The organism is Sarcina sp. DSM 11001 (assembly GCF_900101015.1).
Lineage (GTDB): Bacteria > Bacillota > Clostridia > Lachnospirales > Lachnospiraceae > CAG-791.
In genome coordinates this window covers 103,838-128,862 of record NZ_FNFZ01000011.1, presented here as the reverse complement: position 1 = coordinate 128,862, position 25,025 = coordinate 103,838, and the positions used below count along the sequence as shown (strand labels likewise).

At 55.0% G+C, this 25,025-nt stretch carries 20 protein-coding genes; 2 read left to right on the top strand and 18 right to left on the bottom strand.

Annotated elements, in window-relative coordinates; genetic code table 11:
• The first annotated feature begins 299 nt into the window (after positions 1–299).
• On the top strand, positions 300–1,004 hold the full coding sequence (locus tag BLT02_RS07765; RefSeq protein WP_242869734.1) for a DUF3990 domain-containing protein: 705 nt from the start codon (positions 300–302) through the stop codon (positions 1,002–1,004).
• Positions 973–1,629, top strand: a complete 657-nt coding sequence (locus BLT02_RS07760) for a helix-turn-helix domain-containing protein (protein WP_175453738.1) — start codon at positions 973–975, stop codon at positions 1,627–1,629. The genes BLT02_RS07765 and BLT02_RS07760 overlap by 32 nt, the downstream gene beginning before the upstream one ends.
• A gap of 29 nt (positions 1,630–1,658) precedes the next feature.
• Here the strand turns inward: BLT02_RS07760 and BLT02_RS07755 are convergent, their stop codons facing one another.
• From BLT02_RS07755 to BLT02_RS07670, 18 genes are all read right to left on the bottom strand, one after another.
• Positions 1,659–2,717, bottom strand: a complete 1,059-nt coding sequence (locus BLT02_RS07755; protein WP_175453737.1) for a GNAT family N-acetyltransferase — start codon at positions 2,715–2,717, stop codon at positions 1,659–1,661.
• 330 nt (positions 2,718–3,047) lie between these two features.
• A complete protein-coding gene (locus tag BLT02_RS07750; RefSeq protein WP_092993301.1) occupies positions 3,048–4,328 on the bottom strand; it encodes a diaminopimelate decarboxylase in 1,281 nt (426 codons plus the stop codon).
• A 158-nt stretch (positions 4,329–4,486) separates the two neighbouring features.
• Entirely contained in the window at positions 4,487–5,170 is a 684-nt protein-coding gene (ung, locus tag BLT02_RS07745) for a uracil-DNA glycosylase (protein WP_092993298.1), read from the bottom strand.
• A gap of 62 nt (positions 5,171–5,232) precedes the next feature.
• A complete protein-coding gene (pepD, locus tag BLT02_RS07740) occupies positions 5,233–6,996 on the bottom strand; it encodes a beta-Ala-His dipeptidase (RefSeq protein WP_139187477.1) in 1,764 nt (587 codons plus the stop codon).
• 155 nt (positions 6,997–7,151) lie between these two features.
• Entirely contained in the window at positions 7,152–7,913 is a 762-nt protein-coding gene (gene hisF, locus BLT02_RS07735) for an imidazole glycerol phosphate synthase subunit HisF (protein WP_092993292.1), read from the bottom strand.
• A 35-nt stretch (positions 7,914–7,948) separates the two neighbouring features.
• On the bottom strand, positions 7,949–8,554 hold the full coding sequence (gene hisH / locus BLT02_RS07730) for an imidazole glycerol phosphate synthase subunit HisH (RefSeq protein ID WP_092993289.1): 606 nt from the start codon (positions 8,552–8,554) through the stop codon (positions 7,949–7,951).
• Between the two features lie 17 nt (positions 8,555–8,571).
• Complete coding sequence (locus BLT02_RS07725) at positions 8,572–10,206, bottom strand: ATP-binding protein (RefSeq protein WP_092993287.1); 1,635 nt, start codon at positions 10,204–10,206, stop codon at positions 8,572–8,574.
• A gap of 127 nt (positions 10,207–10,333) precedes the next feature.
• Positions 10,334–11,008, bottom strand: a complete 675-nt coding sequence (locus tag BLT02_RS07720) for a response regulator transcription factor (protein ID WP_092993284.1) — start codon at positions 11,006–11,008, stop codon at positions 10,334–10,336.
• A 69-nt stretch (positions 11,009–11,077) separates the two neighbouring features.
• The gene (gene glgX / locus BLT02_RS07715) at positions 11,078–13,183 is read right to left on the bottom strand and encodes a glycogen debranching protein GlgX (protein WP_092993281.1); all 2,106 of its coding nucleotides are present in this window, start codon (positions 13,181–13,183) and stop codon (positions 11,078–11,080) included.
• Positions 13,184–13,625: 442 nt separating this feature from the next.
• A complete protein-coding gene (locus BLT02_RS07710) occupies positions 13,626–15,050 on the bottom strand; it encodes an oxaloacetate decarboxylase subunit alpha (protein ID WP_092993278.1) in 1,425 nt (474 codons plus the stop codon).
• A 104-nt stretch (positions 15,051–15,154) separates the two neighbouring features.
• Complete coding sequence (locus BLT02_RS07705; RefSeq protein ID WP_092993275.1) at positions 15,155–16,300, bottom strand: sodium ion-translocating decarboxylase subunit beta; 1,146 nt, start codon at positions 16,298–16,300, stop codon at positions 15,155–15,157.
• Between the two features lie 90 nt (positions 16,301–16,390).
• Positions 16,391–16,795 carry a biotin/lipoyl-containing protein gene (locus tag BLT02_RS07700; RefSeq protein ID WP_092993272.1) on the bottom strand — a complete coding sequence of 135 codons (405 nt, stop codon included), beginning with the start codon at positions 16,793–16,795 and terminating at the stop codon, positions 16,391–16,393.
• A 100-nt stretch (positions 16,796–16,895) separates the two neighbouring features.
• Positions 16,896–17,705, bottom strand: a complete 810-nt coding sequence (locus BLT02_RS07695; RefSeq protein WP_092993269.1) for an OadG family protein — start codon at positions 17,703–17,705, stop codon at positions 16,896–16,898.
• An 86-nt stretch (positions 17,706–17,791) separates the two neighbouring features.
• Entirely contained in the window at positions 17,792–19,210 is a 1,419-nt protein-coding gene (locus BLT02_RS07690; RefSeq protein ID WP_092993267.1) for a carboxyl transferase domain-containing protein, read from the bottom strand.
• A 246-nt stretch (positions 19,211–19,456) separates the two neighbouring features.
• Positions 19,457–20,098, bottom strand: a complete 642-nt coding sequence (gene scpB / locus BLT02_RS07685) for an SMC-Scp complex subunit ScpB (protein ID WP_347474919.1) — start codon at positions 20,096–20,098, stop codon at positions 19,457–19,459.
• A gap of 300 nt (positions 20,099–20,398) precedes the next feature.
• Positions 20,399–20,575: a 30S ribosomal protein S21 gene (gene rpsU, locus BLT02_RS07680; RefSeq protein ID WP_021850994.1), complete on the bottom strand. Its 177-nt coding sequence runs from the start codon at positions 20,573–20,575 to the stop codon at positions 20,399–20,401.
• A 189-nt stretch (positions 20,576–20,764) separates the two neighbouring features.
• The gene (gene alaS / locus BLT02_RS07675; protein WP_092993264.1) at positions 20,765–23,437 is read right to left on the bottom strand and encodes an alanine--tRNA ligase; all 2,673 of its coding nucleotides are present in this window, start codon (positions 23,435–23,437) and stop codon (positions 20,765–20,767) included.
• Between the two features lie 102 nt (positions 23,438–23,539).
• Positions 23,540–24,928: a glycine--tRNA ligase gene (locus BLT02_RS07670; RefSeq protein ID WP_092993261.1), complete on the bottom strand. Its 1,389-nt coding sequence runs from the start codon at positions 24,926–24,928 to the stop codon at positions 23,540–23,542.
• Positions 24,929–25,025: the final 97 nt, after the last annotated feature.

Genomic DNA, 25,025 nt, shown 5'->3' with positions numbered 1-25,025 from the left:
ATTATATTAAAATATTTTCATATTTTATAACATATTTAATGTATTTTTGAACCATATACTGTGCAGTTGCCTACTTCCATAAAAGAATCTTTTGAGCAGGATGGGTCCACCCCAGATAAAATTAACGGTCAGCCGATCTGTTCGGTTTGACAGCAGGCCGGATCAATGCTACTATATCTATACTCCTTTAGGAGTATAGATATAGTACTGCAGGTCTTCTGCTTCTTTTCCGCAGATTTGCCGCACCGGACCTGATTCAATACCGCAGTGAGTAAACTGCCGGACAGTGGAGCAAATCAATGATGGATGAAAAAAACATTTTAAGCATCTACCACGGTTCTGAAAAAATCATTACACGCCCCCGCTTCGGCGGGAGTAAAAACAATAATGACTACGGAAACGGATTCTATTGCTCGGAAAGTGCGGATCTTGCCAGAGAATGGAGTGTTGACGAGAACAGGGACGGCTTCCTGAACCATTACGAGCTGGATCGGACAGGTCTGAATATTCTGTATTTAAATAAGGGTGAATACAGCATCCTGCACTGGCTTGCCATCCTGCTGGAAAACCGACGGTTCCAAATCACCTCCCTTCTTGGGAGAGAAGCGAAGCGTTACCTGTTGGACCGCTTCAGAATCCCTGATCAGGATGCAGATATCGTCATCGGTTACCGGGCGGATGACAGTTATTTTTCCTTTGCTGCGGATTTCCTCAACGGGACGATCTCACTTGAACAGCTTGAAGAGGCCATGTATCTGGGAAAGCTCGGAGAACAAATTGTTCTTAAGAGCGAAAAAAGTTACCGTCAGATACGTTTTCTTGATTACGAGCCGGTGGACGCCTCGGAGTGGTATCCCCAAAAAGAAAGGCGGGACCGTACCGCAAGGCAGCGATATTTCCGTCAGGACCGGGAAGGATGGCGGAAGGGGCAGCTTTATATGCCCCGGATTCTGGATGAGGAGATTGGACCGGATGACACACGCATACAGCGGATTATATATTGAAAATGCCCAGCAGGTTTTTGCCCACATGCTCCACTATGTCATTTATGACCTGGGAATGGAATACGATCCCTATTGCAGGCTGTTTGTGCAGTCCGGTGTTGCGGACCAGTTCGGGAGGGGGAATCCACGCTATGTGGCAGGTATGTCCGGAACAGAACTGGCGGACGAGGTTCTGCGCCGTGTGACAGGGCAGGGCTGCACGAAAGACCCCGCTCCCTATGAAGACCGGTCAGATGCTTTTTGGACCGGTTATACGCTGGCATGGTATCAGTGGAATACCGGTTGCAGCTTCCGGGACTTATTTGAGGAAGTTTCCTGTTCATCAGTCGCTAATATGTACCGGAAGTATCATGAGATGGATCTGCAGCATTCTGCTGATGAGATCGACCGGCTGCGCCGCCTCTCGGCCTATGAAGGAAGTATCGGATTAAAGCGCCTGCGGGAACAGGCAGGGATGAGCCAGCGGGATCTGGCGGAGGCCTCCGGCGTCCCGGTCCGGACTATCCAGCAGTATGAGCAGCGCAAGAAAGACATTCGCAGAGCGGCCTGGGAGACCGTCAGCTGCCTGGCAGCTGCCCTGCACTGCCGGCCGGAACAGTGTGTATCACCGGAGGTTCGCCGTTGAGGGGTGGACCAGGAGCGGTCAGCGCTCTCTCACCGCTCGTCGATTTCGATAATGTGCTCCGGGTGAGAGGGAAGGCTCCGAAGCCTGGCCGCGATGGACTCGGGAACGATGTAATACTCTCCGGTTTCCTCGATAGGGACCCAGAGAAGCTCCTCCGCGGCGCCGCGGGCTGTGACGGACCTGCACTCGAGATGATCCAGGGCAGGACTGTCCTTCATGAGGTAGTAGACGCCAAGCTCATGGATATGTGTTCCGGTGACCTTCCCGTCAAAAAACTGTTCTTGGAAAAAGAGGAAGCGGTCGATCTCCAGATCCACACCGATCTCCTCTTTGACCTCACGGACTACAGTCTCTTCTGTCGTTTCGTTAAAGTGTACTCTCCCGCCTACCGTATAGTAATAGGGCTCCTCGTCGTTGTGCATCAGCAGGATCTTCCCCTTGTGGATGATGATAGCCCCGACCCGGTAATTGAAGGTGCCGCCCTCCATGCGGAAGGTCAGATCTGCGGCATCAGAAGCACTTTTACCCGCTGCCTTTTCTCCATCATTTTTTCCCGTATATTCATAATTGAACTTGTCGTAGACTGCCCCGCCGACCCTGAGGCCTGCCTTCTCCACAGAGGTCTGATACATGCCTGCCTTCTCCATGGCCTTTTTGGACCCTGTATTGGGGGCTGCGCACCAGGCCCTGACACAGGGGATCTTTTCCACGCGGGTCAGATAATGAAAGACCGCCCGCAGGGACTCTCCCGCGATTCCTCTGCCCCACAGATCGCGGCGGACGCTGAGGCCTACCTCGATCGTACCGGCATCCGGATCATAGTCGTAGGCGCCGACCGTGCCGGCAAATATGAATGAGGAATTTTCTTTTAATTCGATTGCCCAACCGTGAAATGAGGGGTTTTCGTAGGAATCGATGAATCCGCGCACAGAGGACTCCGCCATTTCCGGGGTCGCATAGGGATTCCATCCGGAAAATTCATACATCTTCTCATCAGTTCCCAAATAATGATAAAGCAGTGCCGCATCTTCCGGCCGGTACCTGCGCAGACGCAGGCGGCCGGTCTCAAGTTCAATCGTACCCTTCATAATTCGCTGTTCTGTCCTTTCATTTTTTACAGCTCTACTGCTTTTGGCATCTGCAAAGGCCAGTGAAGATCTCTCAATCATTTATTCTTCATCGCGTAATACCCGTGTCTTCAGATAAGGGATACACGCACAAAAAGGGAAACTCGCTTCATCGTGGGTACAATTCCGTGATGAAGAATAAAATGTCGTACGAGAATCCTAATCGGAATGTTGCCCGGATTCAAAACTGTCCGGACTGTTAAAAAGCCCCGCGGGTCCTGACCCGCCGGGGCTTTTTAGATAATCCAGGCCTTCCATTGTTTATTTGTCTGTCGACCTTCAGGAATACTTTTACCCTTCCGGGAACATCTTCGCATAGTAAGGGGTCTGGTCAAAGGTGGCGAAATAATCCCTGGGCTCCTGAGCGCGGCGGATCTGCTGGACAGAGCCGTCCTCCTTGAGGAGAAGCTCGGCGCTCCACAGGCGGCCGTTGTAATTGTAGCCCATGGCAAAGCCGTGGGCACCGGCATCATGGATAAAGAGCAGGTCTCCCTGGTCGATCCGGGGAAGCTCCCTGTCAATGGCGAATTTGTCGTTGTTTTCGCAGAGGGACCCGACCACGTCATAGGTGTGATCGCAGATCTCGTTCTCTTTGCCCAGGACAGTGATATGGTGATAGGCGCCGTACATGGCGGGGCGCATGAGGTTGGCCGCGCAGGCGTCGACGCCGATATATTCCTTGTAAATATGCTTGGAGTGGATCGCCCTGGTCACGAGAGCACCGTAGGGGGCGAGCATGAAGCGTCCCATCTCGGTATAGATCGCGACATCTCCCATTCCCGCGGGGACGAGGATGCGCTCGTATTTTTCCCGCACTCCCTCTCCGATCACACGAATATCATTGGGGACCTCGCTCTTGCGGTAGGGGACTCCTACGCCGCCGGAGAGATTGATGAAGGCAAAGTGGATGCCGAGTTCCCGCTGTGCCTCTGCCGCCAGGCTGAAAAGTCTTCCGGCCAGTTCCGGGTAATAGTCATTGGAGACCGTATTGCTGGCGAGGAAAGCGTGCAGGCCGAAGTGCTTCACTCCCTTGTCCCTGAGGATCCGGTAGCCTTCGAAGAGCTGAGCCTTGGTAAAGCCATATTTGGAATCGCCGGGATTGTCCATGATCCCGTTGCTCATCTGGAAGACGCCGCCGGGATTGTAGCGCAGGGACATGGTCTCCGGGAACTTCCCGTCCAGGATCTTTTCAAGGAAGGGGATGTGGGTGATGTCATCGAGATTGATGATGGCGCCCAGCTTCGCCGCAAAGGCGTACTCCTGAGCGGGAGTGTCGTTGGAGGAAAACATGATCTCATGTCCCGAGGCCCCCACGGCATTCGACAGCATCAGCTCCGTCATTGAAGAGCAGTCAAAGCCGAAGCCGTAATCGCGGAATATATCCATGATATAGGGATTGGGCGTCGCCTTGACGGCAAAGTATTCCCGAAAGCCGGGGTTCCAGGCAAAGGCCTCTTTTACAGCCTTCGCGTTCTCCCGGATTCCTTTCTCATCATAGAGATAAAAGGGGGTGGGATACTGCGCGGCGATCTCTTCGGCTTTTTCCCTGGTTACATAGGGGATTTTATTCATATTGATTCCTCTCATTTCTTGGTTTTCTCAGGCCTGGTGATCAGTACTTCATCGGACCAGGGTCTCTGCTGCTTTATCTGCCTGGCCTGTTTGATTTAAGCAGCACCGGCTTTTGTGGTCAGTGACTCATCTGACCGGTATTTCTTAACAAATGTGAGCTAAACCTGTCCCAGGTTTTCAATCTGCCAGTCTATGGGCGGCACTCCGTTTTTCTCCAGAAAGGCATTGCATCTGCTGAAGTGCCTGCAGCCGAAAAACCCGCGGTAGGCGGACAGGGGGCTGGGGTGGGGAGCCCTGAGGATGAGGTGCCGGGGATTTCCCAGCATGGCTGCCTTGGTCTGGGCAGGCGTCCCCCAGAGCATATAGACGATCGGCCGGTCCTGGGCGTCCACCGCCCTGAGGATCGCGTCCGTGAACTGCTCCCATCCGCGGCCCCGGTGGGAATTGGCCTGATGGGCGCGGACAGTCAGGACCGTATTGAGGAGCAGCACTCCCTGGCGCGCCCATTTGATCAGGTAGCCGTTATCGGGTTCGAAGCATCCCAGGTCATCGTGAAGCTCCCTGAAAATATTGATCAGGGAGGGAGGAGGCGGACAGCCGGGACGGACGGAAAAGCACATTCCGTGGGCCTGGCCCTCTCCGTGGTAGGGATCCTGGCCCAGGATCACTGCCCGCACGCTTCCAAGCGGTGTCTCGTGAAGGGCGTTAAAGAGATCCTGTGCAGGCGGATAGATCGTCCTGGTCCTGTATTCCTGCTGCACAAAGGCGAACAGGTCCCTGTAATATGGTTTTGAGAACTCCGGCCGGAGGGCCTCCAGCCAGTCCCCGGTGATCGCTGCCATATCCTCTCATTCCTTTCCCATCTTACCGTGCGATTTGGGGTTTTCAGTCTACTGCCTTATCATCAGGCCTTCGCGCAGGCGGCAACGAGCTCTTTGACATATTCCCAGGTTCTCTGACAGGAGGGAATGCTCAGCCGTTCGGCAGGAGTGTGGATCTCTTCCATGTCAGGCCCGATCGAAATACATTCGAGTCCGGGGACCTTTGCCGCCAGAATGCCGCACTCAAGGCCTCCATGGGTCACCTGGACCTTTGCTTCCTTTCCGGTCACACGGCGGTAGACCTCTGCCGCCATCTCTCTGAATTGGGATTTCTCGACCAGTTCCCAGGCGGGATAGGAGCCATCTGTTTTTGCGTCGATGCCGAACTCCTCCGCGATGCACAGGATACGGTTCACCAGCATCTGTTTCTGGGAGTCCAGACTGCTCCGGAGCAGGGAGTCCGTATACATACCGTCCGCCATGGTCTTGACGATCCCGAGATTGAGGGAGGTCCGGGGGATATCCTTGAAGAGGGGAGAAAACCGGATCACTCCATTGGGCAGGGCCATGAGGAACCGCACCATACGCCTGGTGTCCTTGCGTCTGAAAACAATATATTTATCTTCTTTTTCTCCGTCCTTATCCATCCACCGCGTCGTGATCTCGATATCAGGATCTGTCACACTGTATTCCTTCGCGATATCATTTGCAAAATTCCTGACAGTCTCACGAATATTTTTTTTGGAATAATTTCCGGCAAAAAGGATCTCTGCCTTCGCCTCCCTGGGGATCGCGTTGTCCTTTTTTCCGCCGTTGAAGCTGATCAGGTAATATTTTGCCTCTTTGTCAAGCCTGTAAAGAAGACGGGCCAGGAGACGGTCCGCGTTAGCTCTTCCTTTGCCGATCATCTCTCCTGAATGACCGCCGAGCAGGCCGCTGATCGTGATCTCCATGGGTTTTCCCTTTTTCTCCCGTCTGATGCCGGGCAGAGTGCAGATCATCTGGACCCCTCCCGCACAGGCAGAGGTGATGACACCTTCCTCTTCCGAATCCAGGTTGATCATCCTGCGGCTTTTGAGCCCGCTGAGGTCCAGAGCATAGGCGCCCCTGAGTCCCACCTCTTCATCAACAGTAAAAATGCATTCGAGGGGAGGGCACTCAATGGTTTTATCCGTCAGAAGGGCCATCATCATGGCGACAGCGATCCCGTCATCGCCGCCCAGCGTTGTCCGGTCAGCCCGCAGCCAGTCCCCGTCCTTGATCAGGGTAATGGGTTCTTTTTCCATGTTAATGGAATTGGAAGCTTCTTTTTCAAGGACCATATCGATATGACCCTGGAGGGCCAGCGGCTCGGCATTCTCATATCCCTTGGAACCCGGCCTGGAAATGATCAGATTTCCGGCCTCGTCCCTCATGCAGGCCAGCCCGTTCTCCGACGCGAAGTTTTCCAGATAATCACTCAGTTCCTTTGTGAAAAATGAACCGTGCGGGATCGCGGAGATGGCATAAAAATGTTTAAAGACCTCTTCCGGATCCGGGATCTGATCCTGTCCGGATGCGGAGGCTGCATTCTCCGGTTCCTTTTCCGCTCCTGCCTGCTGCGCGCTGCTGTTTTCTGCGGTTTTTACTTCTGTCGCTGCTTTTTCTATTGCTGTTTCTTTTGCCGCTGTTTCTTTTGCCGCTGTTTCTTCTGCCGCTGCTTCTTCTGCCGCTGTTTCTTTTGCCGCTGTTTCTTCTGCCGCTGGTTTTTCTATTGCTGTTTCTTCTGCTGCTTCTTCTGCCGCTGCTTTTTCCGCTATAATGTCTTCTGTCTTGAACTCTTCTGTTTTCATGCCCTCTGCTTTCATTTTTGTCTCTCCATCGGATTCTGTCTCACCATTTTTGAAAAAAAGTCTGCTTCTGTTTCTCCAAAAATCCATAAAACCGGACATAATAATAAAAATCCTTTCTAAACGGGCAGCACCTGGTTCCCCGGCTGGCTCCGTAAGACCCGGGTCTAAGATCACAGCCTGACCGGGATCCCTCTTGCGTGCAGGTATTCCTTGACCTCACGGATCTCCAGTTCCTTGAAGTGGAAGAGGGAAGCCGCCAGCGCCGCGTCAGCTCCGCCAGCCGTCAGGGCATCATAGAAATGTTCCAGAGTTCCTGCTCCGCCCGAAGCTATGACGGGTATGCGGACAGCATCCGAGATCGCCCGGGTGAGTTCCAGGTCATATCCGTTCTTTGTCCCGTCTCCATCCATGCTGGTGAGAAGGATCTCGCCGGCACCCAGCTTTTCGGCCTGCACTGCCCATTCTACGGCATCGATCCCTGTGTCGATCCGTCCGCCGCTCCTGTAGATGGTCCAGCCTTCCCCGGAAGGTCTGCGGCGGGCATCGATGGCAACTACGATGCACTGGCTGCCGAATCTCTCGGCTCCTTCGGCGATGAGTTCCGGACGGTTGATCGCTGCGGAATTGATCGAGATCTTGTCCGCGCCTTCTCTCAGGATGGCCCGCATGTCCCCGGTCGTCCGGATCCCTCCCCCGACAGTAAAAGGAATGAAGACCCTCTCCGCCACTCTGCGCACCATGTCCGCGACGGTGGCGCGGGCATCACTCGTAGCCGTTATGTCCAGAAAGACCAGTTCATCGGCGCCGGCTCTGGAATAGGCTTCGCCTGCTTCGACCGGGTCGCCCGCGTCCCTCAGGGAAACGAAATTAACGCCCTTTACGACTCTGCCGCGGTTTACGTCCAGGCAGGGAATGATTCTTTTTGTCAGCATAGGATTGCCTCCGCTTCTGTTGTCAGATGACCTTGTCACAGATTCAGGAAATTCTCCAGGATCCGCATCCCTGTGCGCTCGCTCTTTTCCGGATGGAACTGGCAGGCAAAGAGATTGCCCTTCTCGACGGCCGCGTCGATGCGGACGCCGTATTCGGTCCTGGCTGCAACATCAGCCGGATCAGCCGCCTCCAGATAATAGGAGTGGACAAAATAGACGTAGCTGCCCTCCGGGATCCCCCGGAAAAGCCGGCTTTCACGGGGAAAACTGAGGTCATTCCAGCCGATCTGGGGGACCTTGCGGCCGTCTCCTTCGGGGATCCGGCGTATCCTGCCCGGCAGCAGGCATAAGCCCTTCACGCCGGGACTCTCCTCGCTCTCCTCAAACAGAAGCTGGAGCCCCAGGCAGATCCCCAGAAAAGGGATTCCGGCCTTCACCGCCTGACGGATGGTATCCTCCAGTCCGGCTGACCGGAGCTTTTCCATGGCGTCTCCAAAGGCGCCCACGCCCGGCAGGATGACATGGTCTGCCGACAGGATCCGGCTGCTGTCGGCGGTCACGACCGCCTCATGGCCCAGATAACGGACCGCATTCTCCACGCTCCGTATATTGCCCGCATCATAATCAATGATCGCTGTCATGTTCACCTCCCAAGGCTTCAGGAACTGCCCTTGTCGCCGCTCCGGTCCAGTTCAAACCAGAAAGCGACGCCGTTCTCGTAATTTTCGACGCCATAGTCCCTGTGGTGGAGGTCCATGATCGCCTTTACAATGGAAAGCCCGACGCCGGAGCCGCCGTAAGCCCTGGTCCTGGCCTTGTCCACTTTGTAGAATTTCTCCCAGATATGGGGCAGGGATTTCTCCGGAATGGGGTTCCCCGTATTAAAGACTGTCACCCGGACAAGATCCCCTGCGGGTTCACAGCGGATATCGATGACTTTTTCTCCGTCCGCGTGGTTCAGGGCATTGCTGTAATAGTTCTGAAAAACCTCCTGGATCAGGAAGGGATCGCCCCAGACAAACAGGGGATCCTTTTGTTCAAACTGCACAGTCAGGCCGTTTTTCTGCGCCAGGATGGACGCGTTCTCCAGATAGTTGCTGATCAGCGCCGTGATGTCAAACCGTTCCATGGAGACACTTCCGTCCCCGAATTCCAGCTGGTTGAGCTGCAGGACCTTTTGGACGATGTTGTTCATCCTGTCGGACTCCTCAACGATCGTCTCCAGATAGAAGGCGCGGTTTTCAGGATCGTCCGCTATGCCGTCCTGGAGCCCCTCTGCGTAGCCGCGGACCAGGGCGATCGGGGTCTTGAGTTCATGCGTGACATTGGAGAGAAACTCCCGGCGCATCTCCTCCTCCCGGTTGCGGCGGTCCAGATCCCGTCTGAGGTCGTTGTTGGCCGTCCGCAGGGCGGAGATCGTCTCCTCGAGCTTCTGGGAGACCTCGTTCATATTCCGTCCCAGAAGGTCGAGCTCCGTCCGTCCCCTGCCCTCATATTTGGCACTGAAATCCAGGCTCTTCATCCTGTCGGAGATCTCGGTCAGCTGCCGGATCGGCGCTGTGATCAGCCTGGAGAGCCACCAGGCGAGGATGGCACCCGCCACGGCCAGCCCCACACCCACATAGCCAAAGAAACGGTTGGCGGCTGCGGCGCTGCTGCGGATATCCTCCAGAGGGGAGCGCAGTAAAAAGAAGCTGCTCTCACCGAGCGGCCCCCACATTTCGAGACTCCTCGTCCCTCCCCGGCGGTCCAGGACCACATTGATCGTATAGGGCTGTTCCTGCTCCAGGATCCGGACGATGACATAATTAGAAATATAACCGTCCTCTTCATACTGCCCCTGCTCTTCGTTTTCCCCGTTTTCCCTCCTGCCTCTGTTTCCACCGGTCTCCTTCTCCTGCTCCTTTTCTTCCATGACAGGAGTAATGCCGAAAATATTGGCATAAAGGCGGTCTTCCATCACAGATTCGTCCGCGGACCAGACCTTGACCTTCCTGGTCCCGGAATCCATCACCAGGAGGCTGACATTTCCCTGTCTGAGGGACTGCCGCAGCGAGATATCGAAATCATCCGACTGGAGAAGATCCTTGACCGAAGCATTCTGGAGATCGGTATAGACGCGGATCAGGGCGTTTTTTCTGTCAGAGACATAATATCTTTCCAGGAACATGGAGTTAAAGAGACAGCTCAGAAGGATCGTTCCGATCATCAGCAGAAAGAAAAGAATGCCGAAAAGGGCACGGACGGAGACCATCATTCCCCGCTTTTGTTTATTCTCCCGCTGCTCTTTCAATTTCCGCCTCCTGGTCCGTCCTCCGACGGCAGTTTCTCAGTTCTGTACTCCCAGCCCTGCCTGCAATGGTCCGGCAGGTCTTCATGCCTTACAGTACACACCCTGTCGGGGGCGTGTACTATAACCTTCATGCCTCAAATTTATAGCCGATCCCCCACACTGTCTTGATCAGGGAAGCCTTGTCCCCCAGCTTGCTGCGCAGCTTTTTGACGTGTGTGTCGATCGTGCGCGCATCTCCGTAATAGTCATAATTCCAGACACTGTTCAGGATGCGTTCGCGCGATAGGGCGATCCCGTTGTTTTCCATGAAATACTGCAGGAGCTCAAACTCTTTAAAGCTCAGCTCCACAGGCTTTTTGTCGATGGTCACGATGTGGGCCGCCTTGTCGATCTCTATGCCGCCCGCCTCCAGATGCTTCTGGGCAGCCGTTCCCATGGTCCTGCGCAGAATCGCGCCGACGCGGGCGGAAAGGGTGCGCGGGCTGAAGGGCTTCGTCACATATTCGTCAACTCCCAGGTCAAATCCCCTGAGTTCATCGCGCTCATCGCTTTTTGCCGTGAGCATGATGATCGGGACCTTTGAAGTCTTTCTGATCTCGGCACAGACCTGCCAGCCATCCATCTCAGGCATCATGACATCCAGGATGATCAGGGAGATATTTCCATCATTATAAAACTGGTCCAGCGCGCTGCGTCCGTCCGCAGCCTCCAGGACACTGTACCCTTCCCGGATCAGGTAGTCCCGCACGAGTTTGCGCATTCTCTGCTCATCATCTACGATCAGTATTTTTGTACCGCTCATATTTTCCTCCGGAGTTATTGCAGTTGATATATTCTTCGGCGCGCAAGACTCGCTCACGAGTCTTGAATGTTACTGGTGGAACAGGGTGAATACGGCCACGCTCCTCTCCTTGAGCAGAAACAGGGGGCTCTTGAGGAATTCCGCGTTTTTGTGATAAAAAACATTGTCCCCCGCATCCGTATTGATGTTGATCCCCCAGGACAGGCCTGCGCGGAGAGCGGGAAGCCTGATCTCGACCGGCTCCCAGTAGGCATTGATGGCCATGTAGACGACATCATCACCGACAGCCCCCTCTTCATGTCCCGCAAAGAGGATCCCCAGTACCTTGTTCGCCCGGCCGATCACGTGGTCATCGGGGTTCGCGCCGCAGGCGATACAGTCCGGAAGTCCGCAGTGGGCGGGCTGAAGCGGCCTGCTGATGACGGGGTGCTTTTTGCGGAAGGCGATCACGTTCCGGTAAAAATTGAAGAAGTCCTTATTGAGGCGCAGATAATCCCAGTTGAGCCAGGAGACCTCATTGTCCTGACAGTAGCTGTTGTTATTGCCGTGCTGGGTATTCCCGAATTCATCCCCCGCATAGATCATGGGAGTCCCCCGGCTGCACATCAGGACTGTGATGGCATTGCGCATCATTTTAAGGCGGAGGGCCCGGATCACGGGATCGTCCGTAGGACCCTCGACCCCGCAGTTCCAGCTGCGGTTGTCATTAGCGCCGTCCACATTGTTCCAGCCGTTTGCTTCGTTGTGTTTGTGGTTGTAGGCAAACAGGTCGTGAAGTGTGAAGCCGTCGTGGCAGGTGATGAAATTGATGGAGGAGCGGAAGCCGTTGTAACCGTGCTTATACAGGTCGGGCGAGCCCATGATCCTGTCCGCGGTCTCCTCCGCGTTCCAGAAATTGCCCTTGAGATAGTCGCGGAGCGCATCTCTGTAGCGGCCGTTCCACTCCGCCCACCGGCCATAAGCCGGGAAGCTGCCGACCTGGTACATGCCGCCCGCGTCCCAGGGCTCCGCGATGAGCTTGGTCTCCGCAAGGACAGGGTCCTCCGAGATAGCCCTGAGCAGGGGCGGATCCCCGACCGGGATACCCTTTCGGTTCCTGCCCAGGATACTGGCCAGATCAAAACGGAAGCCGTCGACATGATACTGCGTCACCCAGTAGCGGAGACAGTCCATGATATAGCGGACCACGACCGGATGGTTGCAGTTAAAGGTATTGCCGCATCCGCTGAAATTGTAGTACTCCCCTCCAGGCGTGAGCATGTAGTAGACACTGTTGTCAAGGCCCTTGAAACACATAAAGGGCCCGTTCTTGTCTCCCTCCGCGGTGTGGTTAAAGACGACGTCCAGATAGACCTCGATCTTGTTGTCCTTGAGCAGCTGGATGAGCTCCTTGAGCTCGGTTCCTTCCTCATTGTACTCCAGTGAGGCCGAGTAGGCCGTGTTGGGTGCAAAGAAAGAAACTGTATTATAGCCCCAGTATTCCAACAGCCTCTTGCCGTTGTGGGTCCTGGTGTTGATCGTCTCGTCAAATTCAAAGACGGGCATCAGCTCGACCGCCGTGATTCCAAGCTTCTTGAGATAAGGGATCTTTTCAATGATCCCCGCGAAAGTACCGGGATATTTGACCTTAGAGGATTTATGCCTTGTAAAGCCGCGCACATGCATCTCATAAATGATGGTGTCCTCCATCTTAGTGCGGGGAAAATCGGCCTTTCTCCATACAAAACTGTCCCTGACGACCCTGGCATGATAAGCGCCCGACGATTTAGCCGCGCCCCAGGCGCGCTGCCCGGTCACCGCCCTGGCATAGGGATCAAGGATCAGCTTTTTGCGGTCAAAAAGCAGACCTCTGGACGGGTCATAAGGCCCGTTGAATCTATAGCAGTATTCAAACTCTTCGATCTTCAGAGAATAGATAAAAATAGAATAGATCCCGCCGGTGCGGTAACGCTCGGGAATACGGATGATCGCATACGGCATATCCGCCTTGCGGCGGAAAAGCAACAGTTCACAGGAAGTGGCATACCGGGAATAAATCGTGAAATTTACCCCGTCATTCATCTTTGTCGCACCATTGAGCAGACAATTGCCCGGTCGGACACTGAAGCCCGAGATCTCATCGAATGGCTTTTGCCTGTCGTGATCTAAAATAGAGTTTACTACATTTCGTCTCATAATCTTTAAAAATCACCTCTGGTGCCTGACCCGGGGTCTATAGTAGCCTGCAAAAAAGAAAGCGGCACTGCTGCTGATGGGCGGACAGCCGCGTCCCTGTATCTGCCTGAGCGGTCTTCAAGTAAAAACAGCTATTTCTATGATACCAGATAATAAAGAAATTGAGTAGAAAAATATGAGCCGGAGAATATATTTCGTTACACTTAAGACTGTTTCGAAACTCGAGATAACAGACGTTTTTGCGTGGTTTCAGCGCAAAAACCCAAGTGGAACGGCGGCCCCCCAGACGTAAAGCGATCTGTAACGGGGTCTCGCAGGCCGCAGCGCCCGTCCTCAAAAGGACGGGCGCCGCGGCTGTTTCTCTCCGGCTCATGGATATTAGATATTATGAACTTAGAAGTTATGATATTAGAGATTATCGAACGACCGGTCAAACAAGGGATCAGGCGGGATAAGCTCCGTTTTTCACGTCTGCTTTTGTCAGGTCTACACCGCTCTGCTGAGCGAGGCGGTATTTAAAGAAATCAACGGCGACCTGGGGGAACAGGGCATAGGACAGCACGTCCTCTTCCTGCTGCTTCCACTGGGCGCACTCCTCCTCGAATTTGGGAAGCTGCGGAGGGATCAGATCGGCGGGACGGCAGGTAATGGGCTTTTCATCTCCGATGATCTTTTTGCGGATCTCCTCACTGATCGGCAGGGTCGTGCGGCCGTAGCGTCCGCTTACAAGGTCTTTGGTCTGGGCAGAGGATACCTTGTAGCGCTCGCCCATCAGGACATTCATGACCGCCTGAGTGCCGACGATCTGAGAGGAAGGAGTGACAAGCGGAGGCTGTCCGAGCTCTTCGCGGACACGGGGCACTTCCTCGAGAACCTCTGTGAGACGGTCGCCTGCGCCCTGCTCTGCCAGCTGGCTGACCATATTGGACAGCATGCCGCCGGGAACCTGATACAGGAGCGTGCGGATATTGACACCGAGCACCTTGGTGCTGAGCAGTCCGTTCTCCAGGCATTCTTCGCGGTAGGGTGTGAAGTAATCCGCGATCTCCTTGAGGGCGGCCTGGTCAAGACCAGTGTCATAGGGCGTACCCTGGAAGGCACCTACCATGACCTCGGTCGCGGGCTGGGATGTACCCAGAGCGAAGGGGCTGATCGCGCAGTCGATGATATCGACGCCTGCTTCCGCAGCCTTCATGCAGGTCATCGAAGCGCAGCCCGATGTGTAATGGGTGTGCAGGTCGATAGGCAGATTCGTCGCGGACTTTAAGGCGCGGACGAGCTTCTCCGCCTCGTAGGGAACGAGAAGACCAGCCATATCCTTGATGCAGATAGAATCTGCACCCATGTTCTCGATCTCCTTCGCGATATTCATCCAGTAATTCTCATCATAGGCGGAACCGATCGTATAGGACAGAGCGATCTGGGCATGCCCCCCCTCTTTTTTTGTCGCGCGGACACTCGTATCCAGATTGCGCAGGTCATTGAGGCAGTCAAAGATACGGATGATGTCGATGCCGTTCGCGATGGATTTCTGTACGAAGTATTCCACTACGTCATCCGAATAGTGGCTGTAGCCCAAAAGGTTCTGGCCGCGGAGCAGCATCTGGAGTTTCGTATTCTTAAAGCCCGCGCGGAGTTTGCGGAGCCTGTCCCAGGGATCCTCCTTCAGGAAGCGCAGGCAGGCGTCAAATGTAGCGCCTCCCCAGCACTCGATGGCATTATAACCAATCTTGTCCATCTTATCGACAATGGGGAGCATGATCTCTGTGGGCATGCGGGTCGCGATCAGGGACTGGTGGGCGTCCCTGAGGACCGTCTCGTTGATCTTCACCGGTTTGAGGGTTTTATTCACTGTATTATCAGACATGTTCTTTTATTCTCCTCATCTGGGGACCTGTTCTCAGGCAGCTTCCGGGAGATGCTCTGGATCATCGGAAGCTGTCCGGCAGCAGTTCCCAAAGTAACAGTACCTTACACTATGCCGAACACGGCCATGAATACACCGGCAACGACAGCGGTTCCGATGACACCCGCGACATTAGGTCCCATGGCGTGCATGAGCAGGAAGTTGGTGGGATCATACTCCGAACCCACCTTCTGCGAGACACGCGCCGCCATCGGTACGGCGGAGACGCCCGCGGATCCGATCAGCGGATTGACCTTGCCGCCTGTCACGATACACATGAGTTTGCCGAAAAGGCACCCTGCCGCCGTTCCGAAAGAGAAGGCGATCAGGCCCAGGGCGACGATCTTGAGCGTCGTTACGTTCAAAAATGCCTCCGCGCTGGTGGTTGCGCCGACGGAAGTACCCAGGAAAATGACGACGATATACATCATGGCATTGGATGCCGTCTCTGTCAGCTGGCGGGTGACTCCGCACTCGCGGAAGAGATTGCCCAGCATCAGCATGCCGACGAGCGGAGCCGTAGTGGGCAGGATCATGCAGACAACGACTGTGACGACGATGGGGAACAGGATCCTCTCCAGCTTCGAGACAGGACGCAGCTGTTCCATTTTGATCTTCCGTTCCTTATCCGTCGTCAGAGCCTTCATAATGGGAGGCTGGATGATCGGGACGAGGGACATATACGAATAGGCTGCCACGGCGATCGGACCCAGGAGCTCCGTCTGCCCCAGCTTGGAACAAAGGAATATGGAGGTCGGGCCGTCAGCTCCGCCGATGATGGAGATGGCGGCAGCCGCCTTGCCGTTAAAGCCCAGCGCGATCGCGCCGAAATAGGCACTGAAGATACCGAACTGTGCAGCCGCACCCAGGAGGAAACTCATGGGATTCGCGATCAGGGGTCCGAAATCCGTCATCGCGCCGACGCCCATAAAGATCAGGGACGGCAGGATCGCCCATTCATCGAGGGTAAAAAAGTAGTACAGAAGTCCGCCCGGAGATCCGTTCGCAGGTCTCGCCATGATATCGGGATAAATATTGACGAGCAGCATGCCGAACGCGATCGGGACAAGGAGAAGGGGCTCGAAGTCCTTGGCGATTGCCAGATATAGAAAGACAAACGCAACGAGGATCATCAGGTAATTGCCCCATGTCAGACTTAAAAACGCAGTCTGATGGATCAGATTATCCAGCGTATCAAAAATATATGTCATAAAAAGGCCTCCTGGAATTGAACCACCGGCAGATTGCCGGATAGTTTCCGCGCGCCGGATCGAAAATGCGCGCTAATCATAAAATCGGCGTCAGTCAATCGTCGCCAGGAGGGTTCCTGCCTCAACCGGATCACCGACAGCGCAGTTGATGGTAGCAACCTTGCCGTCCACAGGAGAGACCATGGGGATCTCCATCTTCATTGCTTCAAGGATCACGACGGTGTCGCCCTTCTTGACTGCCTGTCCGGCTGTCACTTCGATCTTGAACACTTTGCCTGCCGCTCCGGCTTCGATCCTGGTAGCGCCGGCATTTCCGGCAGGTGCCGCTGCGGGAGCGGGAGCTGCTGCAGGAGCTGCAGCGGGAGCCACGGGCATGGGAGCAGTCTGGGCTGCAGGACGCGGCATAGCGGGAACAGCAGCTGCTCCGGTTCCGGTCGTCTCTTCCACAGTCACTTCATATGCGGTTCCATTCACGGTAATGGTATAGCTCTTCATTATGTACCTCCTGAATCTAAATCATAAACCTATGATCATTTTTTCATAAGACCCTCGGACAGGTCCTGATGGTTTTTTCTTATCTGCTTCGGATCTTATGTTATCTGCCCCGGACGCGGCGGATCCTGCGGACCACGAAAGCCCCGGGATCAGCAGACGGTTCTGTCTGCGCCCTGTATGCGGCGACCGCGGCAGCGATCACGGCCACGAGCTGCCCCTCATCGGACACGCCGGCCGGCAGTGATCCGGCTACGGGAGCGGAAGCACCTCCGGCAAAAACACCGGATTTCTTCATCTCCTCTTCTTCCTTCTTATGATCCGCCTCGGCTTTCTTCCGGGAGGCAGTGGTCAGGATCCTGCCGAATGCCGCAATGATCAGACTGAGCAGGATCAGGACGGCAAAGGTCGTCCCCATACCCAGGATGGTATTCATTCCGGCCTGCTGCATCAGCTCCGAAAAAGTATAATTGACATTTGTCACGATCGATACATAGTCGGAAATATCCTTATTAAAGGTCACCACACAGTCAGCGGTCTTCTGCGCCCCTGTCACTCCGACCGTCACGATATAATCGCCTTCGTCATTAACAGTGATGGTCTTTTCCTCAAAACAGTCCGCAATGCCGTTTCCATCGGTATCCGCGGAAAAATCGACCTCTCCTGTTTCCTTTTTGGCGCTCTCCCAGCTCTGCAGACCGGCATAGATCACTCCGTTATCCTTCTGCTGCTCCACCAGTCCGGAAGTGACGACTGTGTCCATCTGCTGGACTGTGGTCTCCGCGATCGAAAAGAGCTCATTCCTGATGTCCTCGTCGATCTCTTCCTGCTGCGGGGCAGTGGTCCCGCCGCAGGCTGTCAGCGCCAGGATGCAGGCAAAGACCGCGAGTAAACATGTCAGTTTCTTTCTCATCTCTAGTCCTCGTTTATTATTATGAAAAATGTGCGCGTCCGGGACCCGTCCCGGATACGGCGATTCCCTGTTTCATCCCCCTGCGGTCACACAGAGGCATGTTTTCTGGAGGGAAGGGCTTCGCGTTTGGAATACAGCACCTCGACAGCGCCGATCAGCTGCTTGCGCACATCCTCGGGCCGGATGATCTGATCGACATACCCGCGGGCTGCCGCAGACTCAATGCTGTTCTGCAGGTCATCATACTCCCTTGCCGTACGGGCGATCTCCTGAGCTGTTCCGCTGCAGAGGATGGGAGCGGCATATTTACCTTCAAGGATGCCGACAGACGCGCCCCTATAGGCAAAGGTGAGGTCCGCGCCGAGTGCGCAGCTGTTCATGACTGCGTAGGCGCTTGCAGCTGCACGGCCGGTGATCACATTGATCCTGGGAACGTTCGCGCAGGCAAAAGCCGCCGCCAGCTGCCCTGCGGCACTGGCAATACCCGCTTCTTCCTCCTTCGTCGCAGCAAAGCCTGCCGCGTTCGTGAGAGTTATCACGGGGATCTCAAAAGCATCACAGAAACGGACCAGGGCAGCAGCTTTCCTGCAGCCTGCCGTCGTGAGGCCTTTAGTGTACTCCGCGCTCTTTACTCCGTTCTCATTGAAGGAGGCGGTGCGGTTCGCAATGATCCCGACGGTGGTCCCGCCCAGGCGGGCAAAACCCGTGACCATCTCTTTGGCATAGTCCCTCTTCATCTCAAAGAACAGGCTGTTGTCCGCGATCTCGGTGAGGGCGGCAAGAGGATCCTCTGTGAAGGCCTCCGCGAAGGGGCACAGACGGTTCAGGTCATCGCTGCACTCACCCGATGATTCGTCCTCATTGTTTGAGGGAAGGATGTTGATCAGGTATCTGATCTGGTCCATGATCTCCTCTTGGGTACCGACAAAATCCACATCGCCGCAAGCGGCCTTGAAGGCTGCCGCCGCTGTATCATCGGCCTCTTCCCGGTTGCCTGCAAGGGCATTGGGGGAATTTACGAACAGCTTCGCGTCATTCTCCATCAGGGTGAAGTCCGTCATGGCAGGAAACAGAGCAAGGCCGCCCCCGCAGCTGCCGAAAATGACGGAGATCTGGGGAATGATCCCGGAAGCCTTTGCCTGCTGTGCATAGATCAGGCCAAAGGCGTTGAGGGCGTCCATTCCCTCCTGAAGGCGCAGGCCTGCGGAATCGATCAGGCCGATCACGGGTGCGCCCGTCTTGATGGCCAGGCTGTACAGCTTGACGATTTTTTTAGCGTGCATCTCGCCGATGCTGCCCCCGGCAACGTCGGCATTCTGGCTGTAGATATAGACCAGCCTTCCATCTATCAGTCCGTATCCTGTGATAACACCGTCGGAGGCCTCTCCGACGGGTGCAGTGTTAAAATCTGTAGCCCTGGCCCTGACCAGCGCGCCGATCTCAACAAAGCTGTTTGCGTCGAGCAGAGAATGAATCCGCTGTATCGCTATTGAAGAACTGCTCATGTTTTGGACCTCCAAATTGTAAAAGATAGTTTTATCCGGCAGTTTTTCACCTGCCGTTTATGAGCCTGTATAAATATTGTAAAAAAATATTGTACAGATCATGCGGGATATCAGTGCTTTTTGAGAAAAAGCATTACACAGTATACCACAGCTCCGCAAAAAGAAAAACAGTATATTTTTTATATATTAAGGCGTGAAACAGATGAAAATAGTTAAATGTTCAGGCAAGATTTGAAACGAAAACAATTATATGTTCAGGCGTGAGGTGATCTCCTCTTCCGCCTCTTCCTTGAACACCTCCATCCGTGAGACGTCGAGCTGGGGAAGTTCCTCCAGGGAAGAGATCCCGAAAGACCGCAGGAACTGCTGTGTCGTCCCGAACAAAAGCGGTCGGCCCGGGACTTCTTTTCTTCCGACTTCCTGGACCAGGTCAAAGGAGACCAGGCGGCTGATCGCAAAATCACTGTTCACCCCGCGGATGTTTTCCACTTCCATCCTTGTCACAGGCTGACGGAAGGCAATGATCGAGAGGGTCTCCATCAATGTCGGTGTCAGCTTCGGCTTTTTGGGCTCACTGGCGATCCTGATCAGGTATTCGTTCATTTCAGGCTTTGTGGAGAGCTGGACCTCGTCCTCAAGCCAGTTAAGGATAAGCCCGCTGTCTTTCTTCCTGTATCGCTCCGCGAGCAGGTCTGCAGTCTCTCTCGCGCGTTCTTCCGGTACACAAAGTGCCCTCGCGATCTCAGCGATCGGGACAGAGTCCCCCATGGCGAAAAGGATGGACTCGAGCGCGGCGGCCAGGATATCCATGTCCGCCTGTTCCGGGGCACGATCCTGCCCGGACGGATCTTCATGATAAGGTCTGCTTTCTGCTGTCTCTTCCGCCATGCTTCCTCCTGGACGGTTCATTCAGAATTGTCACTTACACCGCAGGGCCGCCCCTGCTTCCCGGCTTTATATTTAAAAATCCGGCCTTCCTGAAAGTCCGGCTCCTCTTAAGATTCCGGTTCCTCTTAAGATTCCGGCTTTTTAAGATTCCGGCTTTTTAAGATTCCGGCTTTTTCCCTAAAGAAAACCCCGGCAGCAAAGCCGGGGTTTCCTGGTCATTTTGTTCATGATGCCGGAGGACCTGCCTCCCGCGGACAAATAGCTGCTTTGCAACAGCGCTGCTTTCAGATAACCGCCGAATCAGTTATACTTGCGCTTTCTGGCAGCTTCAGACTTTTTTTTGCGCTTGACGCTGGGCTTCTCGTAATGCTCTCTCTTACGAATCTCCTGCTGGATGCCCGCCTTCGCACAGCTTCTCTTGAAGCGGCGCAGTGCGCTGTCCAATGTCTCATTTTCTTTGACAATAACGCTTGACATATGCTCTACCCTCCCTTCAGTCCCCTCAGTTCGACACCGAATGTCCAGACTGAACAGGTTATTATCATTATTTTAGCAAAGGAATTGTTGTTTTCCCGTTTTTAGATATTCCCCTGCAAAAACATGCATTACAATTATAGCACGTAAAACCTGTGCGTCAACAGTTTTCTGCTTTTATTTCAGCATCGCTTATTTCAGCATTCCTCTGAGGACCTCGGGCGCTTTTTCGATCGCCGCGGGAATCCCTGCGGGTTTTTTGCCGCCTGCCTGGGCCATATTGGGCCTGCCGCCGCCGCCACCGCCGACTTCCTTCGCGATTGCCTTGATGAGATTGCCCGCATGGGCACCCTTCCCAATGGCATCCTCTGTCGCCATGGTCATCATGCTGACCTTCCCGTCCTTGTCGGAGAGCAGCAGGACGACACCGCCGCCCATCTTCTCCTTGAGCTGGTCGCCGAGGTCGCGCAGGCCGTTCATGTCCACGCCGGGGACAGCCGCCGCCAGGAACTTCACGCCGCCGATGTCAGTGACCTTGTCCATGACATCGCCGAGGGCGGACTGGGCCTCTTTGGCCTTGAGGGATTCGACCTCACCGCGGACAGCGCGGAGCTCCTCCTGGAGCTTTTTGATATGGTCCGCGAGGGTCGCGGGCGTCGCCTTGACGAGAGCAGCCGCCTCATTCATCTCGCACTCCATCTCTTCATAATAAGAACGCACATTGTCGCCGGTCAGGGCTTCGATCCTGCGGACGCCGGCAGCGACGCCGTTCTCGGAGAGGATCTTGAACTGACCGATCTGGCTGGTATTCTTTACATGGGTTCCGCCGCAGAGCTCAGTGGAGAAATCTCCCATCTTCACGACGCGGACTTCATCGCCGTACTTCTCGCCGAACAGGGCCATGGCGCCGCTCTTTTTCGCGTCTTCGATCCCCATGACCGCTGTCTGAACATCAAGCCCCTCGCTGATCTTCTCATTGACGAGATCTTCGACCTTTTTGAGCTCCTGTGCTGTCATCGCCTGATAGTGGCTGAAGTCGAAACGAGTCCTGCCCGCATCCTGATAGGAGCCCTTCTGCTCGACATGAGTGCCGAGTACTTCACGCAGGGCCTTCTGCATCAGGTGGGTCGCGCTGTGGTTGCGGCAGGTGTCGCGGCGTTCCCTGTCATCGACGGTGAGCGTGACCTCATCGCCCATCTTGAACATGCCGGAGGTCACCACACCGATGTGGGCCACCTTCTGGCCGGAGACGGGCTCTGTCTTCTCAACTTTGAAAGAGGCATTGCCGCAGCTGATCGTGCCGATATCGCCTACCTGGCCGCCCTTGGTCGCATAGAAAGGAGTCTTTTCCGTGATGATGGCAGCCCTCATGCCGTCCGTCACCGCGTCAGCGAGCTCATCGGGCCCGGTCTTTTCGCCCTTTTCATCGAGGTCGGCCAGATGCGCCAGTGCGACGATCCTGGAAGTATCGGTCAGGCGGTCATAACCGGTGAACTCCGTGACCAGGGAAGCATCCATCTGGTCATAGACTGTGGCGGCGGCGCCGCTGTAATTGGTCTTGATCCAGGAGCCTTTGGACTTCTGTCTCGCCTCTTCGCGGGCAGCCTCAAAACCGGCCTGATCCACGGTGCAGCCGTTCTCCGCGGCCACATCCTCGGTGGAGTCGATGGGGAATCCATAGGTGTCATAGAGCAGGAAGGCGTCCGCGCCAGAGATCTCTGTCTTTCCTTCCGCGCGGAGCTTGTCCAGGAAGCCGTTCAGGATCTCCAGGCCCTGGTCGATCGTCTTTTCAAAACGCTCCTCCTCGAGGCGGATGTTGTTCAGGATGAACTCCCGCTTCTCTTCGAGCTCGGGATAACCGTCCTTGGAGCCCTCGATCACAGCGTCGGCGAGGGTCGTCATAAACGCCTCTTTGATCCCGAGCTTTCTGCCCTGGCGGATCGCGCGGCGGATCAGACGGCGGAGCACATAGCCCCGGCCCTCGTTGGTGGGCATGATACCGTCGGAGATCATAAAGGTAGTGGACCGGATATGGTCGGTGATGATACGGACGGAAACATCGATCTCATGCTCTTTGCCGTATTCGCAGTGGGCGAGCTCACAGACCTTGTCGCGCAGGGCACGGACAGTGTCGACATCGAAAAGGGACTCGACATCCTGTACCGCCACAGCCAGACGCTCCAGACCCATACCGGTATCAATGTTTTTCTGGACCAGATCTGTATAATGACCCTTGCCGTCGTTGTTGAACTGGGAGAAGACGACGTTCCAGACCTCCATGTAGCGGTCGCCTTCGCCGCCCATCACATCATCGGGGCCGTTCCCCCACTTCTCTCCGCGGTCATAGTAGATCTCAGTACAGGGGCCGCAGGGACCGGAGCCGTGCTCCCAGAAGTTGTCCTCTTTGCCGAATTTGTAGATCCGGTCCGCCGGGATATGCATGGTGTTCAGCCAGATTTCATAAGCTTCGTCGTCCCCCTCATAGACAGAAGGGTACAGGCGCTCGGGATCCAGGCCGACCCACTCGGTCAAAAACTCCCATGCCCACGGAATGGCCTCTTTTTTGAAATAATCACCAAAGGAGAAGTTGCCCAGCATCTCAAAGAAGGTGCCGTGGCGGGCAGTCTTGCCCACGTTCTCCAGGTCACCGGTACGGATGCACTTCTGGCAGGTCGTCACACGCCTGCGGGGCGGGATCTCCTGCCCGGTGAAATAGGGCTTCAAAGGAGCCATGCCGGAGTTGATGATCAGCAGGCTCTTGTCATTGTGCGGAACCAGGGAAAAGCTGTTCATGCGCAGATGCCCCTTGCTCTCGAAAAATCTCAAAAACATCTCACGCAGCTCGTTTACACCATAATTTTTCATCGTAATCCTCTTATTTATCGAAAAGAAAGATGGAGACAGGGGACGGTTCTTTGTCTCCCGAGTCTTCCTTTCTCCTTCAAGATCAGAAAGTCTCCTTCAAGATCAGAAATCGAACTTATCCAGGAACCAGGCATCCAGCTGGTCGATCGGGACACGCACCTGCTCCATGCTGTCGCGCATGCGGATGGTGACAGCCTTGTCCTCTGCCGACTCAAAGTCGTAGGTCAGGCAGAAGGGTGTGCCGATCTCATCCTGTCTGCGATAGCGCTTGCCGATATTGCCGCGGTCGTCGAACTCGCAGTTGTAGTGCCTGGAGAGCTTTTTGTAGATCTCGAACGCCTCGCCGGTGAGCTTTTTGGACAGAGGCAGGACGCCGATCTTGACAGGCGCCAGGGCCGGATGGAAACGCATGACAGTGCGCTTGTCGCCGCCCTCAAGCTCCTCTTCGTCATAAGCCGCGCACAGGAAGGCCAGCGTGACGCGGTCCGCGCCCAGCGAAGGCTCGATGACGTAGGGGACATAACGGGTCTTTTTGACATCGTCAAAATAAGTCAGATCCTCTCCGGAGGTGTTCTGGTGCTGGGTCAGGTCATAATCGGTCCTGTCCGCGATGCCCCACAGCTCACCCCAGCCGAAGGGGAACAGGAACTCGATGTCCGTGGTTGCTTTGGAATAGAAGGAAAGCTCTTCCTGATCGTGGTCGCGAAGGCGGGTCTCCTCGGGCTTAAGGCCCAGGGTCATCAGCCAGTTCCAGCAGAAATCCTTCCAGTATTTGAACCACTCGAGGTCGGTGTCGGGCTCGCAGAAAAACTCCAGCTCCATCTGCTCGAACTCGCGTGTGCGGAAGGTGAAGTTGCCGGGTGTGATCTCATTGCGGAAGGACTTGCCGACCTGGCAGATCCCGAAGGGGATCTTCTTGCGGGAGGTGCGCTGGACATTCTTGAAATTGACGAAAATGCCCTGTGCCGTCTCGGGACGCAGATAAACTGTGGCGCTTGAATCCTCAGTCACGCCCTGGAAGGTCTTGAACATCAGATTAAACTGACGGATATCTGTCCAGTGGAACTTGCCGCACTCCGGACAGGGCACGCTGAACTTGTTGATAAAGCCCATCATCTCATCGCTGGTCCAACCGTCGACACTGCCGTCAAGGGTCATCCCCTTCTCCTGGGCGTAATCCTCGATCAGCTTGTCCGCGCGGAAACGTGAACCGCAGGCCTTGCAGTCCATGAGAGGATCGGAAAAACTGGCCAGATGTCCGCTGGCGATCCATGTCCGGGGATTCATCAGGATGGCGCAGTCCACACCCACGTTCTCGGGTGTTTCAGTGACAAATTTCTGCCACCAGGCCTTCTTGACATTGTTCTTGAGCTCAACGCCCAGGTTGCCGTAATCCCACGTATTGGCAAGGCCCCCGTAGATCTGGGACCCGGGATAGATGAATCCTCTGTTGTTGCACAGCGCAACGATCTTGTCCATAGTCTTTTCCATACTGCTTTAACTCCTTAACCTGTAATTTCTTTTTCCGTTAAAAAAAGACACCTGAACAGTCATTATAAAACAGTCAGGTGCTTTTTTCAACTATTAG